Source organism: Pseudomonas sp. BP11-1-1 (genome assembly GCF_052112105.1).
In the GTDB taxonomy this organism is placed as follows: domain Bacteria; phylum Pseudomonadota; class Gammaproteobacteria; order Pseudomonadales; family Pseudomonadaceae; genus Aquipseudomonas; species Aquipseudomonas alvandae.
The window spans coordinates 336,404-352,351 of sequence record NZ_JAUTYU010000004.1 but is presented as its reverse complement, the minus strand read 5'-3'; the positions used below and the strand labels follow the sequence as shown (position 1 = coordinate 352,351).

The following is a 15,948-nucleotide window of genomic DNA, read 5'->3' as shown; positions in this document are numbered from 1 at the left end:
CCATTGACAGCACCTCAGGGACCCAAGGTTGACGTCTGGCGCTTCGCGGCCCAGTCTCCCCAAGGTTTTTTCATTCCCAAACAAGGAGGCCACCGATGCCCTTTGCAACGATTGACGGACAACCGCTCCATTACCTGGACCAGGGCCATGGCCCGGTGGTGGTGCTGGGCAGCAGTTATCTGTGGGACCAGAGCATGTGGGCGCCGCAGATTGATGCGTTATCGGAGCACTATCGAGTCATCGTCCCGGAGCTGTGGGGCCATGGGCAGTCAGGACGTTTGCCTGAGGGCATGAATTCGCTGGACGACCTGTCCCGTCAAACGCTGGCGTTGATGGATCACCTGGAGATCGACTGCTTCAACCTGGTCGGGTTGTCGGTGGGCGGGATGTGGGGCGCGCGGCTGGCGCTGGCCGCGCCCGAGCGCGTGAAGTCGCTGGTGTTGATGGACACCTACGTCGGCGTCGAGCCGGAGCCGACCCGGCTGTATTACTTTTCGCTGTTCGACAAGATCGAAGCCAGCGGCGCAATTCCCGAGCCTTTGCTGGACATCATCGTGCCGATTTTCTTCCGGCCGGGCATCGATCCGCAGTCCTCGCTTTATCAACAGTTCCGCGCCACCTTGGCCGCGCTGCCGACTGACCGCCTGAAGGACAGCATCGTGCCGTTGGGGCGGATCATTTTTGGTCGGGACGACATCCTGCCGCGCCTGCCTGGATTGGACGCCAAGCGCACGCTGGTGATGTACGGTGATCAGGACAAGCCTCGGCCACCGTCCGAGGCGTTGGAAATGGCCGAGCTGATTGGCTGCGATCATGTGCTGATTCCGCAGGCGGGACATATTTCCAACCTGGAGAATCCGCAGTTTGTGACGGAGGCGTTGTTGAAATTCCTGAAACGGATGCACTGACTTTGTGGCGAGGGGATTTATCCCCGCTGGGCTGCGCAGCCGCCCCAAAACCAGATACCTCGGTGAAGCTGACAAACCAAGTCGACAGTATTGGGGCCGCTTCGCGACCCAGCGGGGATAAATCCCCTCGCCACAGGTTGCTGCCCGGATCATTTAGGTCCGAGGATTTTCAGCAGTTTGTCCGGAGACGGCGCGCCTTGCTGTTGTTGCAGCTCGCCCTGGTCATCCAGATAGAAAATCGCCGGGGTGGCGGAGAGCTCCAGCTCGTCCATCAACGCCTGGTTGGCGTCCAGTTTTGCCTGGATGGCCGGCGGTATCTCCTTGAGCGGCTTGAGCGGACTGGCCTTGCCGGCCTTCTCATGGTCCGCCAGGGCTTTCTCCGGCTCCTTGGCGGCGAGCAGCGCGGCCGATTTGCCCGGGCTGTCTTCGCGAATGATGCCCACCATGATGTGGCGCAACTGCACCTTGCCGGCCCTGACCCAGGGCCGGGCCTGTTCCCAGAACATGTTGCAATACGGGCAATTCGGATCGCTGAACAGGTATACGGTGCGCGGTGCGTCCTTGTTGCCGTCGGCGATCCAGTTGCTGGTCTCCATCTTCGCCCAGATGGCCTTGGCCATCGGGGCGTAGACCAGTTTTTGCAGCGGCTCGGCGCTCAGGTCCTTGCCGTCCGCGTCATATAGGTTGCCCAGCAACACATGCTTGCCATCCGGCGTCAGGTACAGGGCCATGCCACGGTTCTGGTATTGCGCGGCATAACCGCGCAAGCCGTTCGGCGCCTCGAAGGTGCCGACGATTTTCGCGCCCTTCGCTTCGATCTTCTGGATGGCCGCAGGCAGTTCTTCGGCCTGGAGCAGCGGCGCTTGCAGCAGCGCGCCGGCGAAGGCCAGTGTCAGCAGGTGGTGGAGGCGGGGCATGGCAGTTTCCTTGTCGCGGGGTGGGCCGCCGTGGTCGAACCCGGCGTTTCGAAGTATTCCAGTGCCCGGGCCAGGCTCGCTTCGGATAATTCGCCCAGGTGACTGCCGAGCAGGCGGCCGTCGGCGCTGTAGAACAGTGTCGTCGGCAGCGCCATCGAGCCGACGGCCTGGCCAAGGCGACCGCTGCCGTCGAACAGCACGTTGGTGAGGCTCAAGCCCTGCGTGGCGAGATAGGTGCTCACGCTTTGCATGCTTTCGGCCTGGTTGACGAACAGGAACGTCAGGTCCGGACGCTGTTTCTGGGCTTCTTCCAGCACCGGCATTTCACGTCGGCAGGGCGGGCACCAGGTGGCCCAGAGATTGATCACCAGCGGGCCGCCCTGATAATCGATGAGGCTCACGGTTTCGCCGTCGGCGGTGCGCAGGTCGATCTCCGGCAAGCGGGTGCCTTGTTCATAGATCGTCAGCGACATTGTTCCCACGAGCCAGAACAGCAGGCCGCCGGTGACACTGAAAGCCAACGGTCGACGCAGGCCCGGACGGCGCCGTGCCCATAGCAGGGCGCCGACCAGCAGCGCGATGATGCCCGGCCAGGCGAGGAAGCCGCCGTCGCGCAGATCGACGATCTGCCATGGGTCATCCCGATAATGTTTCCAGTAAGCGACGACAAACCCGATCCTTGCGGCAAGGAGTCCCAGCAGGAACAGTCCGAACAGCACCGATTCGGGGTTTTCGCCGCCGCGCCTTGCCACTCGCCAGCCGACGAAAGTCGCCAACGCCAATGCGCTGATCAACAGCAGATGATTGAGGGCGATGGCAAAGGTGCCCAAGGTCAACGTCAACATCAGGGCGCGTTCCGCGTCGTGTTCCAGCGCTCCAGGAAACCCTTGGCGTCGACTTCGCCGGTAATCCGCTGGTTGCGACGTTCTTCACCGTCTGTGCCGATCCACAACAGGCTGGGTGGCCCCGGTACCTGATAGCGGCTGAGCAGTTCGCGGCTGGCCGGTGTGTCGGCGGTGACGTCAAGGCGCAGCAGGCGCACGCCTTTCAAGGCGTCCAGCACCTCTGTGCGGCCGAATACCTGTTTTTCCATGATCTTGCAGGACACGCACCAGTCGGCGTAGTAGTCCAGCAAGACCCACTGGCCCCTGGCCTTGGCGGCGTCCAGTTCGCGTTGCAGGGCGGCGGGCTCGCTGACCGTGGTGAATGCGTCCCGGGTCTCGGCGGTCGCAGTGGCGCGGGCACCGCTGTAGACCTCCAGCGGCTTGAACAGATCATCGCTGCCGCCCGCTGCCCCGATCACCAACAGGCTGCCCCACAGGCCGAACAGCAGCGATACGCTGCCCCACAGATAGGCAGCGCGGCCGAACCCTTCGGTCTGGCGCCAGGCGCAGTAGGCGGCGATCACCAGCAGCGCGCCCCACAGGCCGATCCACAGCGAGCCATCGATGACCGGGCGGATCATCAGCAGCGCGGTACCCAGGAACAGAAAGCCGAATACACCTTTGAGCAGGTTCATCCAGGCGCCGGGCTTGGGCAGGAAGCGATTGCCCACGGTCACCAGCAGCAACAGCGGCAAGCCCATGCCGATGCCCATGGTGAACAGGATCAGGCCGCCGTGCAGCGCATTGCCGCTCTGGGCGATGTACAGCAGCGCGCCCGCCAAGGGGGCGGTCATGCAGGGGCCGACCAACAGGCCGGACAACGCCCCGAGAATGCCAGCGCCCACCAGGCTGCCACCGCGGCGCTGGCGGCCGGCGTTTTCCAAGCGATCACGCAGGGCGGCGGGCAGTTGCAATTCGAAAAAGCCGAACATCGGCAGCGCCAACACCACGAACACTGCCGCGAAAGTCCCCAGCAACCAAGGTTGCTGCAGCACTGCCTGGAGATTGGCGCCCAGCAGCGCCGCGAGCACACCCATGGCGGCATAGACCAAGGCCATGCTGATCACGTAGCTGCCAGCCAATGCCAGGCCGCGCCGGGGGCCGGCGCCGCTGCCCACCACCAATCCCGCCAGGATCGGCAGCATCGGTAGCGAGCAGGGGGTAAACGCCAGCAACAGTCCCAAACCAAAGAACACCAGCAGGCTCCAGCCCAGCGCACGCTGTTGCAAGCCGCTGGCCAGGGCCTGGTCCTGCGCTTCGCCAGTGGCTGCCACCGGCGTGTTGCCGCCCAGGTCGACGACTTGGGTCTGGGGCGGATAGCACAGGCCCGCATCGGCGCAGCCCTGGAAGCCGACCTTGATCTTGCCGGTCGCCCCGGCGGGAATCTTCAGCTCCAGGGCCTGGCGATACACTTGCTGGTCGCCGAAGAATTCGTCGCTGTGTGCTTCGCCCTCGGGCAGCTTGGGTTTTTGCGCGTCGGCCAGGCCATCGAACTTGAGTCGCTGCTGATACAGGTAGTACCCGTCGGCGATCTGCCAGAACAATTGGGTTTCACCGGAGTCCAGGCGTTCGGAAGTGAAGACGAATGCCTTCTCCACCGGCAGGAAATCGGGTTTGGTTTCGAAGGGATTGGCGGCCTGGGCCAGGCCCGAGATCAGGAACAGCCACAGCAAAAACAATCGACGCATGGACAAAGCCTTAACGAAGCAAGTGAAGGGCACAGTGGCGACCGGCGATTAACCGTCGATTAACCCGGCGATACCGGCAGGCGCCAATGATCGCCCATATTTGCCCGACTCGTCGCATAATGTCGGCTTAATCGGCCACCCGCCTAATCTACCTTTTTCCGTGGGGCTCACCATGCACGTACTGGTCTGCGAAGACGATGAGTTGATTGCCAGCGGCATCGTTGCCGGGCTCACGGCTCAAGGCCTGACCGTCGAGCACGTCGCCACCGCATCGGCGGCGCGGGCGATGGTCGGCGTGGCGACATTCGACGTCATGGTGTTGGACCTGGGCCTGCCGGATGAAGACGGCCTCAAGTTGCTCAAGCAGCTACGCCAGCAAGGCCTGGAAATGCCTGTGCTGATCCTCACCGCGCGGGATTCGGTGACCGACCGGGTCGATGGCTTGCAGGCCGGGGCCGATGACTACTTGCTCAAGCCCTTCGACCTGCGCGAACTGGCGGCGCGCTTGCACACGTTGCTGCGGCGCGTGGCCGGGCGCAGTGTCAACCTGATCGAGCATGGTCGCCTGACTTATGACCCGAGCAGCCGGGAAACCACCTTGGACGGCCAACCGGTGGACCTGTCCCGCCGCGAGCAGTCGCTGTTGCAGGCGCTGCTGCACAGTCGTGGCCGGGTGCTCTCCACCGAGCAACTCAAGGACAGCGTCTATGGCTTCAACGACGAGCTGGAAAGCAACGCCTTGAACGTCCATATCCACCATTTGCGGCGCAAGTTGGGCAACGGGATTGTCGAGACGGTGCGCGGCCTGGGCTATCGCCTGGGGCCGGCCGATGGCGGGGAATCGGCCAAGTGATCAGCCTGCGACTGCGCCTGAGCCTGACCCTCGGCGCGGCCTTTGCCCTGATCTGGGCCTTGGCCGCTGCCTGGATGCTCAGCGACCTGCGCAACCAGATGATGTTTTCCCTCGACCAGCGCCTGGTGGCTTCGGCGCGGATGGTCGCCGGCTTGCTGGAGCAGTTGCCGCCGGTACCCAGCAAGGGGGAGGGCACGCATTTCAGCGCGGAACAATTGAGCGTCCCAGGTGGCATGGCCTGCCAGGTCAGCTCGCTGCGCGGGGAGATTCTGGCGCGTAGCCATGACACCCCGGGGCAGCCACTGGAAGCCGAGAAAATGGGTTTCCACGACCAGATGATCGACGGCGCGCCATGGCGCAGTTTTACCCTGGCCCGAGGCGACTTGCGCATTACCACCGCGGACCGCCAGATCGAACGCGAGGCGTTGAACCTGTCGGTGCTGCTGGCGGCCTCGGTGCCGGTCGGCGTGGCCTTGCTCGGTTGCCTGTGCCTGCTGTGGCTGGGCATCGGCCAGGGCTTGGCGCCGCTCAACCGCATGCGCGATGCACTGACGCGGCGCAACGCGGATTCCCTCGAGCCGTTGCAGATTCACCCATTGCCCAGCGAATTGCGGCCTTTGCTGGAGACCCAGAACCAGTTGCTCCAGCGCATCGGCAAGACCATCGAGCGCGAGCGACGGCTGACCGGCGATGCCGCCCATGAACTGCGCAGCCCGTTGACCGCCATCAAGACACACCTGCAGGTGGCGCGCATGACCGAGGGCGCCGCCCGTGACCAGTCCCTGGCCCGGGCGGAAGAGGGCGCCGACCGATTGCATCGCACGCTGGAGCAACTGTTGCTGCTGGCCCGGGTGGAGGGCAGCCTGTCGTTCGATGACGGGGTGCAATGCAACGCCGAGCAGGTTGCGCGGCTGGCCATCCAGGACGCGACCGGCGGCGCACCCCGGCGGATCAAATTGCAGCTGTCGCCTCAACTGACCGATGCGCCGGTGCAGATGCCGGCCGTGCTGTCCATCGCCGCGCTGCGCAACCTGCTGGAGAACGCCGTGCGCCATACCCCGGACGACACCGAGATCGAATTGAACCTGGAAACGATCGGCCAGCGTGTGCGGTTCCAGGTGCGCGACCACGGTCCTGGCATCGCAGCCGACGATATCCAGCACCTGACCCAGCGCTTCTGGCGCAATGGCCAGAGCAACGGCTGCGGACTCGGGCTGGCGATTGTCCAGGCCATCGTCCAGCGTTGCGGCTGCGGCCTGCAGTTCGACAGCCGCCCGGACGGGTTGCGTGTCGAGCTGACCGTGCCGGTGCAACTATCGCCCGGTCCGTAGATAACCTGTAGCGAGGGAGCTTGCTCCCGCTGGACCGCGCAGCGGGCTCAAACCTGTGGGCTTGATTCATCTGACGGTCCGCGTGTCCTGGCTTGAGGGGCTGCTGCGCAGCCCAGCGGGAGCAAGCTCCCTCGCCACGGTCTTTATCCGGCAGTAAATCCTTGCCTCGCTGATGCGTTTCCACAACAGGAAACCTGCATGTGCGCTTCGGAATGCGCACCTGCCCGGTGCGCCTTTTGGTCATTCATCCCGGGGTCGAGAACATGCCAGTCACCAGTCCTATCCAAGCACCGCCAGCACGGGTCAGCCCTGCGCCGGTCGAGACGCTTTATCAATTCAACGAATCACCCTTGCTGGCCCGCCAGAGTCGCCAGGAATCCAATGCCCGCAGCTATCCACGACGAATCCCCTTGGCCCTCAAGCGCGCCAAGGGTCTGTACGTAGAAGATGTCGAGGGCCGCACGTTCATCGATTGCCTGGCCGGCGCCGGCACGCTGGCGCTCGGGCACAACCACCCGGTGGTGATCGAAGCGATCCAGCAAGTGCTTGCCGATGAGCTGCCCCTGCACACCCTGGATCTGACCACGCCGGTCAAGGACCGCTTTGTCCAGGACCTGTTCGGCCTGTTGCCGGCGGCCCTCGCCGCTGAAGCGAAAATCCAGTTCTGCGGCCCTACCGGCACGGACGCGGTGGAAGCCGCGCTCAAGTTGGTCCGCACCGCGACGGGGCGTAGCACGGTCTTGTCGTTCCAGGGCGGTTATCACGGGATGAGCCAGGGCGCGTTGAGCCTGATGGGCAGCCTGGGACCGAAGAAGCCTTTGGGGGCGTTGCTCAGCAACGGCGTGCAGTTCATGCCGTATCCCTACGGATACCGCTGCCCGTTCGGACTGGGCGGCGCGGAGGGGATCAAGGCCAATCTGCATTACCTGGAAAACCTGCTGAACGATCCGGAGGCCGGCGTGCAATTGCCAGCAGCGGTCATCGTCGAAGTGGTGCAGGGCGAGGGCGGTGTCATACCGGCCGATCTGGATTGGCTGCGCGGCCTGCGGCGGATCACCGAGCAGGCCGGGGTGGCGCTGATCGTCGATGAAATCCAGAGTGGCTTTGGCCGGACCGGCAAGATGTTCGCGTTCGAGCACGCCGGCATCATTCCGGACGTGGTCGTACTGTCCAAGGCCATCGGTGGCAGCCTGCCGTTGGCGGTTGTGGTTTATCGCGATTGGCTCGATACCTGGCTGCCGGGAGCCCATGCCGGGACTTTCCGCGGCAACCAGATGGCCATGGCCGCCGGTTCTGCGGTGATGCGCTACCTGGTGGAGCACAACGTGTCGGCCCACGCCGCCGCCATGGGCGAGCGCTTGAGCGAGCACTTGCACATCCTGCAGCGGGATTTCGCGGAGTTGGGTGACATTCGCGGTCGCGGCCTGATGCTCGGCGTCGAGCTGGTGGACCCGACCGGCAAGCCGGACGCCTTGGGGCATCCGCCGGTGCATGCACGCCTGGCGCCGCGGTTGCAGCGTGAATGCCTCAAGCGCGGATTGATCCTCGAGCTGGGTGGCCGCCAGGGCGGCGTGGTGCGTTTCCTGCCGCCGTTGATCATTACCGCGGCGGAAATCGATCGGGTCGCCGAGATTTTCCGGCGCGCCCTGGAGGCCGCCGTCGCCGAAGCCTAATTTTCATCCGGCCCGGTACGTTCCTTTTCATACCTTGGCTGCGCCCGTGGCGCGGCGAACCTTGAGCAACGACGGAGAAACACCATGACTTCAGTATTCGACCGCGAGGACATCCTCTTCCAGGTCGTGGTCAACCACGAAGAACAGTATTCGATCTGGCCGGACTACAAGGCCGTTCCCGAGGGCTGGCGCACCGTCGGCAAGAGCGGCTTCAAGAAGGAATGCCTGGCCTACATCGAAGAGGTCTGGACCGACATGCGGCCGTTGAGCTTGCGCAAGAAGATGGAAGAGCAGGCGGCAGCGGCTCACTAACTGTTGAAGCTGTGGCAGCACGGAAATTTTCCAGTAGGGCTGTAGGGAAATACAAATCTTGCAGTCACGTCGGGCCCCATGTGGGAGCGAGCTTGCTCGCGATAGCGGCGGATCAGCAACATTGATGCTGACTGACACTCCGCAATCGCGAGCAAGCTCGCACACACAGGGGGTGGCGTTTACCACCTATTGTTCCGCCATGAAATCAATCAACGCCCGCGCCGCCGCCGGCAATTGTCGATGGGGCGGGTAGATGATGGAAAACGTTCGACTGCGGCCGCCAAAGTCCTCCAGCAACTCCACCAGTTCCCCTCGCTCGACTCGCTCCCGGACGATGAATTCATAGCTCTGGCAGATCCCCATCCCGGCCTGGGCCAGGGACACGATGCCCAGCACGTCATCGGACACTTGCACATTGCCCGCCGGCAACCATTCCCGGTCTTCCCGGTGTTCACGAAACAGCCACGGCGCGATGCGTCCGCTGCTGGGCATCACGAAGGGCAGGCAGGCGTGGGCGGCCAGTTCGTCGAAGTGCGTGGGCGTACCCGCACGCTCCAGGTAGCGCGGCGCGGCCACCAGGCAGAGGCGGGCGTCTTCCAATTTGCGGCCGACCAATCCACTGTCCGGCAGCGGCCCGAGGCGGATCGCCAGGTCATACCCTTCGGCCACCAGGTCGACGTTGCGGTTGGTGATGCTCAGTTCGACCCGCACCTGCGGGCAAGCCTGGGCGAAACGCGACAGCAGCGCCGGCAGGCGGTAATGGCCATAAGTGGTTGGCACGCTCAGGCGCACGCGGCCGGTCAACACGCCGTCCTGGCCCTGGATTCGTCGCTCGACATCATCAATCAGGGCAAAGGCCGAGCGCGACTGTTCCAGGTACAACGTCCCCGCATCGGTCAGGTTCAGCCGCCGGGTGGTGCGTCGCAACAGTTGCACGCCGAGCCGGGCTTCGAGGCGCGAGATGGCGCGGCTCAGCACCGAAGGCGTGGTGCCGAGGGCGATAGCGCCAGCGCTGAGGGTGCCTTTTTCCACGACGGTGACGAAGGCTTCCACATCGGCCAGATGATCGAATCGACGGGCCATTATTGCCTCCAGAGGCCAAGTGATGTTCCTGGAAGCCAGTTTATCGCCGGCAGGCGCATCAATACAGTGAGCACAACTTTTATCGAAGCGGAGTCATCATGAAAAAGCTCACTGCCTTGGCAACGTCTGTCGTTCTGGCCGGTATCAGTGCCGCGGCCCATGCCGACAACGTGCTCGTGGTTCTGTCGGATGCCGATCATCTGGATCTGAAAAATGGCCAGTTCTTTTCCACAGGGTTCTACCTCAACGAGCTGCTACAACCGGTGAAGCTGTTGCTGGATGCCGGTCACCACGTGACCTTCGCCACGCCCGAGGGCAAGGCGCCGACCCTGGACCGCTCCTCGGTGGACAAGATGTATTTCAATAACGACGCGGCGGAGCTTGAGCGCTACCAGGCGTTGCTGGCCCGACTGAAAATCACCTCGCCCGAAGACTCACCGGTGATCAGCCTGACCCGTGCCGAACAAATGGGCCTGGATCGGTTCGATGCGCTGTACGTTCCTGGTGGGCACGCGCCGATGCAGGACCTGCTCACCAGCGCGCCGCTGGGCCGGGTCTTGACGCACTTCCATGAGAAAGGCAAAACCACCGCACTGGTCTGCCACGGGCCGATCGCCCTGTTGTCGACGCTACCCGATGCCAACGGCTTCGTCCGGCAGCTGGCCACCAAGGGCCAGGCCTCGGCCCAGTCCGGTTGGATTTACGCCGGGTACAAGATGACGGTCATCAGCAATCAGGAAGAGGAATTGGCCAAGGGGCTGTTGGGCGGCGGGGCCATGAAATTCTATCCACAGACTGCATTGGAGCAGGCGGGCGGCCAATACAGCAGCAATACCTCGCCGTGGACGTCCCATGTGGTCATGGACCGGGAGTTGATCACCGGCCAGAACCCGGCGTCGGCGCTGGAGGTGGGGCAGGCGCTGGTGAAGCGACTAGAGCCTTAAGCTACAAGCTACAAGCTACAAGCTACAAGCTACAAGCTACAAGCTAACAGCGGCCACTCTGGCTTGCAGCTTGCAGCTTGCAGCTTGCAGCTTGCAGCTTGCAGCTTGCAGCTCATAGCTGCCTTATTTGAACCGCCGCTCCACCCCTTTCTCCACCAGGATCTTCGCCGAAATCTCTTCCACGGAAAAATGCGTGGAGTTGATATGGGGAATATTCTCCCGCCGGAACAGGTTTTCCACTTCGCGCACTTCGAACTCGCACTGGGCGTAGCTTGAGTAGCGGCTGTTGGGCTTGCGCTCGTTGCGGATCGCGGTGAGGCGGTCCGGGTCGATGGTCAGGCCGAACAGCTTGTGCTGGTGGGCGCGCAGGGCGCTGGGCAGTTGCAGGCGCTCCATGTCGTCTTCGGTCAGCGGATAGTTGGCCGCGCGGATGCCGAATTGCATCGCCATATACAGGCACGTCGGCGTCTTACCACACCGCGACACACCCACTAGGATCAGGTCGGCCTTGTCGTAATAATGCGTGCGGGCACCGTCATCGTTGTCCAGCGCGAAGTTGACCGCCTCGATCCGCTCCATGTAGTTGGAGTTGTGGCCAATGGAGTGGGACTTGCCGACCGAGTAGGAAGAATGCTCGCTCAGCTCCTGCTCCAGGGGCGCCAGGAACGTGGAAAAAATGTCGATCATGAAACCATTCGACGTTGCAAGAATCTCACGGATGTCTTGATTGACGATGGTGTCGAAGATGATCGGCCGGAAACCGTCGGTTTCGGCGGCTTTATTGATTTGCTGTACCATGGCCCGCGCCTTGTCGACGCTGTCGATGTACGGGCGTATGAATTTGGCGAAGGTAATGTTTTCGAACTGTGCCAACAGGCTTTGGCCTAGCGTTTCGGCCGTGATGCCGGTGCCGTCGGAGATAAAGAAAGCAGATCGTTTCATTTGCGCCTTGGGCCTTAAGCTAGTGAGCTAGTCACGATTCTTGGATATGATAGGCGCGATTTGCCGGCCGCCCGTGGCCCGCATTCTCACTTATTTTCCAGGTCCAGGCCATATCGCCGGCTAGCGCTCCCCTGGAGCCGTCGGTGCCTTGAGCTTTTCCAACACAGTTAGTGGAGAGATCACCTTGGTAGAGTACGTAGTTTCCCTCGATAAGCTCGGCGTCCATGATGTAGAGCATGTGGGGGGCAAGAACGCATCCCTGGGCGAGATGATCAGTAACCTCGCCGGCGCCGGCGTCTCGGTGCCAGGTGGCTTCGCCACGACCGCCCAGGCTTATCGTGATTTCCTGGAACTGAGCGGCCTGAACCAGCAGATCCACGATGCGCTCGATGCCCTGGACGTCGATGACGTCAATGCCCTCGCCAAGACCGGCGCCCAGATCCGCCAGTGGATCATGGAAGCCGAGTTCCCCGAAAAACTGAACGCCGAGATCCGCACCGCTTTCGCCAAGCTCTCCGAAGGCAACCCCGACATCGCCGTCGCCGTGCGCTCCTCGGCCACCGCCGAAGACTTGCCGGACGCCTCGTTCGCTGGCCAGCAGGAGACCTTCCTGAACATCCGTGGCGTGGAAAACGTCATCCGGGCCGCCAAGGAAGTCTTCGCCTCCCTTTTCAACGACCGTGCCATTTCCTACCGCGTGCACCAGGGCTTCGACCACAAGCTGGTCGCCCTGTCCGCCGGCGTGCAGCGCATGGTCCGCTCCGAAACCGGCACCGCCGGCGTGATGTTCACCCTCGACACCGAGTCGGGCTTCCGTGACGTCGTGTTCATCACCGGCGCCTACGGCCTGGGTGAAACCGTCGTGCAAGGCGCCGTGAACCCGGATGAATTCTATGTCCACAAGGGCACGCTGGAAGCCGGTCGCCCGGCCATCCTGCGCCGCAACCTGGGCAGCAAGGCCATCAAGATGGTCTACGGCGACGAAGCCAAGGCCGGTCGTTCGGTCAAGACCGTCGACGTCGACAAGGCCGACCGCGCGCGCTTCTGCCTGACCGACGCCGAAGTCAGCGAACTGGCCAAGCAGGCGATGATCATCGAGAAGCACTACAAGTGCCCGATGGACATCGAATGGGCCAAGGACGGTGACGACGGCAAGCTGTACATCGTGCAGGCCCGCCCGGAAACCGTGAAGAGCCGCACCCAGGCCAACGTCATGGAGCGCTACCTGCTCAAGGAAACCGGCACCGTGCTGGTGGAAGGCCGCGCCATCGGCCAGCGCATCGGCGCCGGCAAGGTGCGGATCATCAAGGACGTCTCGGAGATGGACAAGGTCCAGGCCGGCGACGTACTGGTCTCCGACATGACCGACCCGGACTGGGAACCGGTGATGAAGCGCGCCAGCGCCATCGTCACCAACCGTGGCGGCCGTACCTGCCACGCGGCGATCATCGCCCGTGAGCTGGGCATCCCGGCCGTGGTCGGTTGCGGCAATGCCACCGAGTTGCTCAAGGACGGCCAGGGCGTGACCGTTTCCTGCGCCGAAGGCGACACTGGCTATATCTTCGAAGGCGAGCTGGGCTTCGACATCAAGAAGAACTCCGTGGACGCCATGCCGGAGCTGCCGTTCAAGATCATGATGAACGTCGGCAACCCGGACCGCGCCTTTGACTTCGCGCAGTTGCCGAACGCCGGCGTGGGCCTGGCCCGCCTGGAATTCATCATCAACCGCATGATCGGCGTGCACCCCAAGGCACTGCTGAACTACGACGGCCTGCCGCAGGAAATCAAGGACAGCGTCGACAAGCGCATTGCCGGCTACGACGATCCGGTCGGTTTCTATGTCGAGAAACTGGTGGAAGGCATCAGCACCCTGGCGGCGGCGTTCTGGCCGAAGAAAGTCATCGTGCGCCTGTCGGACTTCAAGTCCAACGAATACGCCAACCTGATCGGCGGCAAGCTCTATGAGCCGGAAGAAGAGAACCCGATGCTGGGCTTCCGTGGTGCTTCGCGCTACATCAGCGAGTCGTTCCGCGATTGCTTCGAGCTCGAATGCCGCGCCCTCAAGCGTGTGCGCAACGAGATGGGCCTGAGCAACGTCGAGATCATGGTGCCGTTCGTGCGGACCCTCGGTGAAGCGAGCCAGGTCGTCGACCTGCTGGCGGAAAACGGCTTGGCCCGTGGCGAAAACGGCTTGCGCGTGATCATGATGTGCGAGCTGCCGTCCAACGCTATCCTGGCCGACGAGTTCCTCGAATTCTTCGACGGTTTCTCCATCGGTTCCAACGACCTGACCCAGCTGACCCTGGGCCTGGACCGGGATTCCGGGATCATCGCCCACCTGTTCGACGAGCGTAACCCGGCGGTCAAGAAGCTGCTGGCCAACGCCATTGCTGCCTGCAACAAGGCCGGCAAGTACATCGGCATCTGCGGCCAGGGCCCTTCGGACCACCCGGACCTGGCCAAGTGGCTGATGGAGCAGGGTATCGAAAGCGTTTCGTTGAACCCGGACTCCGTGCTGGAAACCTGGTTCTTCCTGGCTGAGGGTCAGGCTGCGGTCTGATCGAGTGAAGGGAGCTCACCGGTAATGTAAGCCGGGTAACCTTGTGGGAGCGAGCTTGCTCGCGATTGCGGAGTGTCAGCCAGCATTGATGTTGCTGACCCACCGCCATCGCGAGCAAGCTCGCTCCCACAGGGTCCATGGCTGTCAGTTCATTGGCCCCTTTTGATTTGAAGTAGGGCGGGCTCCATCTGGAAGCCGCCCTTTTTTGTGCAAGAAGATTATGCAAAGCAGCAGCAATCTATTTCCCGTCGCCCTGATCAGTGCCGAGCGGCGCGGTGATCTGAGCGAAGATGTCTATCGCCTCAAGCCCGGCAACAGCCCGGACTACAGTGTCGAGCTGGCCGTCACCCGGCTGGGCATGGCCGATGCCGGCGAAACCCGTGGTGTCCCGGTGATCCTGTTGCACGGCAGTTTTTCCAACCGACGCTTCTGGTATTCGCCCAAGGGCTTGGGCCTGGGGGCGTACCTGACGCGCCTGGGCTTCGATGTCTGGATTCCCGAGATGCGCGGCCATGGCTTGTCCCAGCGCAACCAGGGCTATCGCAACAATCGCGTGGCCGACTACGCCCGGTATGACCTGCCGGCGATTGGCGCCTTTGTGCGCGAGCAAAGTGGACAAGTGCCGCACTGGATTGGCCATTCCCTGGGCGGTATCACCTTGGCGGCAGCCCTGGGTGGCCATTACCTGGGCGAGCCCGCCGTGGCGTCGGCGGCATTTTTCGGCACCCAGGTCAGCCGCACCTATTGGCCGTTGAAAATCCCGCCGGTGGAATGGAGCGGGCGCTTCATTCTCAAGCGTTTCGCACAATTGTCCGGCTCCAGGCTCAAGCGCGGCCCGGAAGATGAACCCATCGGACTGGCCCTGGAGAGCATGCGCTGGTATGGCCTGTTCGGGCGTTTCGGCGACGCCGAGAAAAATTGGTGGGCAGGCCTGGCCGATGTGCAGGTGCCGGTAATGGCGGTGAGTGCGGCCGGCGATCACCAGGATCCCACCTGGGCTTGTCGAAAATTGTTCGAGCAGATCGGTTCCGAGCACAAGCAGTTTGTCTGCCTGGGGCGGGAACAGGGCTTCACCGGTGATTTTGGCCATGTCGAGATGCTCGTCAGCAAGGCCGCGCAAGCGGAGGTCTGGCCGCTGGTAGGGCGCTGGTTGCAAGACCAGCAGGCGTCATTGCTGGCGGACCAGCCCAGGCTGGCCGAAGCGGTCTGATACCGAGGCTCTGGCCAGGGGCATTTCGCTCTGGCCGGCTTGCGGCTAAGATATGACGCGCTACGTTGTTCCGGTCACAAACGGTTGTTCATTCAGCCAGACGTTCAAGCCCAGCAGGAGTTGTTCGATGAACCATTACCTCACGCCCGACCTGTGCGATGCCTACCCGGACCTGGTGCAAGTCCTGGAACCGATGTTCAGCAATTTCGGTGGCCGCGATTCCTTTGGCGGTGAAATCGTCACCATCAAATGCTTCGAAGACAACTCGCGGGTCAAGGAACAGGTTGAACTCGACGGCAAGGGCAAGGTGTTGGTAGTCGACGGCGGTGGATCCCTGCGCCGGGCGTTGCTGGGCGACATGCTGGCCGAAAAGGCTGCGAAAAATGGCTGGGAAGGGCTGGTGATCTACGGTTGCATCCGCGACGTCGACGTCATTGCCCAGACCGACCTTGGCGTCCAGGCCCTGGCCAGCCACCCGATGAAGACTGATCGGCGTGGCGTCGGCGAGCTCAACGTGGCAGTGACCTTCGCTGGCGTGACCTTCCGTCCGGGCGAATACGTCTACGCGGACAACAACGGCGTGATCGTCTCGCCGAGCCCGCTGAAAATGCCTGAATAAGCGTCTTGACCATAAGGGATGAGG

Annotated in this window: 14 protein-coding genes; 9 read left to right on the top strand and 5 right to left on the bottom strand. The window is 62.9% G+C overall.

Going from position 1 to position 15,948, the window contains the following annotated elements; translation table 11 throughout:
* The first annotated feature begins 95 nt into the window (after positions 1-95).
* Complete coding sequence (locus tag Q7C33_RS11250) at positions 96-908, top strand: alpha/beta fold hydrolase (protein ID WP_407683399.1); 813 nt, start codon at positions 96-98, stop codon at positions 906-908.
* Positions 909-1,057: 149 nt separating this feature from the next.
* On the opposite strand, the gene dsbG is transcribed toward Q7C33_RS11250, so the two are convergent.
* The 3 genes from dsbG to dsbD are packed head-to-tail and all read right to left on the bottom strand — an operon-like array spanning position 1,058 to position 4,397.
* Positions 1,058-1,825 carry a thiol:disulfide interchange protein DsbG gene (dsbG, locus tag Q7C33_RS11245; protein WP_407683398.1) on the bottom strand — a complete coding sequence of 256 codons (768 nt, stop codon included), beginning with the start codon at positions 1,823-1,825 and terminating at the stop codon, positions 1,058-1,060.
* Positions 1,801-2,670: a TlpA family protein disulfide reductase gene (locus tag Q7C33_RS11240; RefSeq protein WP_407683397.1), complete on the bottom strand. Its 870-nt coding sequence runs from the start codon at positions 2,668-2,670 to the stop codon at positions 1,801-1,803. Before Q7C33_RS11240 ends, dsbG begins: the two co-directional genes overlap by 25 nt.
* The gene (gene dsbD, locus Q7C33_RS11235; protein ID WP_407683396.1) at positions 2,670-4,397 is read right to left on the bottom strand and encodes a protein-disulfide reductase DsbD; all 1,728 of its coding nucleotides are present in this window, start codon (positions 4,395-4,397) and stop codon (positions 2,670-2,672) included. Before dsbD ends, Q7C33_RS11240 begins: the two co-directional genes overlap by 1 nt.
* 172 nt (positions 4,398-4,569) lie before the next feature.
* Here dsbD and Q7C33_RS11230 point away from each other — a divergent pair, with 172 nt between their 5' ends.
* The 4 genes from Q7C33_RS11230 to Q7C33_RS11215 all read left to right on the top strand — a co-directional run bounded on the left by Q7C33_RS11230 (position 4,570) and on the right by Q7C33_RS11215 (position 8,566).
* Positions 4,570-5,250, top strand: a complete 681-nt coding sequence (locus Q7C33_RS11230) for a response regulator (protein ID WP_030141928.1) — start codon at positions 4,570-4,572, stop codon at positions 5,248-5,250.
* The gene (locus tag Q7C33_RS11225; RefSeq protein WP_334598043.1) at positions 5,247-6,581 is read left to right on the top strand and encodes a sensor histidine kinase; all 1,335 of its coding nucleotides are present in this window, start codon (positions 5,247-5,249) and stop codon (positions 6,579-6,581) included. Before Q7C33_RS11230 ends, Q7C33_RS11225 begins: the two co-directional genes overlap by 4 nt.
* Before the next feature lie 263 nt (positions 6,582-6,844).
* Entirely contained in the window at positions 6,845-8,254 is a 1,410-nt protein-coding gene (locus Q7C33_RS11220) for an aspartate aminotransferase family protein (protein WP_407683464.1), read from the top strand.
* 84 nt (positions 8,255-8,338) lie between these two features.
* On the top strand, positions 8,339-8,566 hold the full coding sequence (locus Q7C33_RS11215; protein ID WP_030141931.1) for an MbtH family protein: 228 nt from the start codon (positions 8,339-8,341) through the stop codon (positions 8,564-8,566).
* Between the two features lie 186 nt (positions 8,567-8,752).
* Here Q7C33_RS11215 and Q7C33_RS11210 read toward each other — a convergent pair whose 3' ends face one another.
* Complete coding sequence (locus Q7C33_RS11210) at positions 8,753-9,649, bottom strand: LysR family transcriptional regulator (RefSeq protein ID WP_407683395.1); 897 nt, start codon at positions 9,647-9,649, stop codon at positions 8,753-8,755.
* Positions 9,650-9,747: 98 nt separating this feature from the next.
* Here Q7C33_RS11210 and Q7C33_RS11205 point away from each other — a divergent pair, with 98 nt between their 5' ends.
* Entirely contained in the window at positions 9,748-10,593 is an 846-nt protein-coding gene (locus Q7C33_RS11205; protein WP_030141933.1) for a type 1 glutamine amidotransferase domain-containing protein, read from the top strand.
* 123 nt (positions 10,594-10,716) lie between these two features.
* Here the strand turns inward: Q7C33_RS11205 and ppsR are convergent, their stop codons facing one another.
* Positions 10,717-11,535, bottom strand: a complete 819-nt coding sequence (ppsR, locus tag Q7C33_RS11200; protein ID WP_003199510.1) for a posphoenolpyruvate synthetase regulatory kinase/phosphorylase PpsR — start codon at positions 11,533-11,535, stop codon at positions 10,717-10,719.
* A gap of 184 nt (positions 11,536-11,719) precedes the next feature.
* Between ppsR and ppsA the strand changes: the two genes are divergently transcribed.
* The 3 genes from ppsA to rraA all read left to right on the top strand — a co-directional run bounded on the left by ppsA (position 11,720) and on the right by rraA (position 15,924).
* Positions 11,720-14,095 (top strand): phosphoenolpyruvate synthase, encoded by a 2,376-nt coding sequence (gene ppsA / locus Q7C33_RS11195; protein WP_030141935.1) that lies wholly within the window; start codon positions 11,720-11,722, stop codon positions 14,093-14,095.
* Between the two features lie 220 nt (positions 14,096-14,315).
* On the top strand, positions 14,316-15,305 hold the full coding sequence (locus Q7C33_RS11190; RefSeq protein WP_030141936.1) for an alpha/beta fold hydrolase: 990 nt from the start codon (positions 14,316-14,318) through the stop codon (positions 15,303-15,305).
* 127 nt (positions 15,306-15,432) lie between these two features.
* Positions 15,433-15,924: a ribonuclease E activity regulator RraA gene (gene rraA / locus Q7C33_RS11185; RefSeq protein WP_030141937.1), complete on the top strand. Its 492-nt coding sequence runs from the start codon at positions 15,433-15,435 to the stop codon at positions 15,922-15,924.
* The last annotated feature ends 24 nt before the right edge of the window (positions 15,925-15,948 follow it).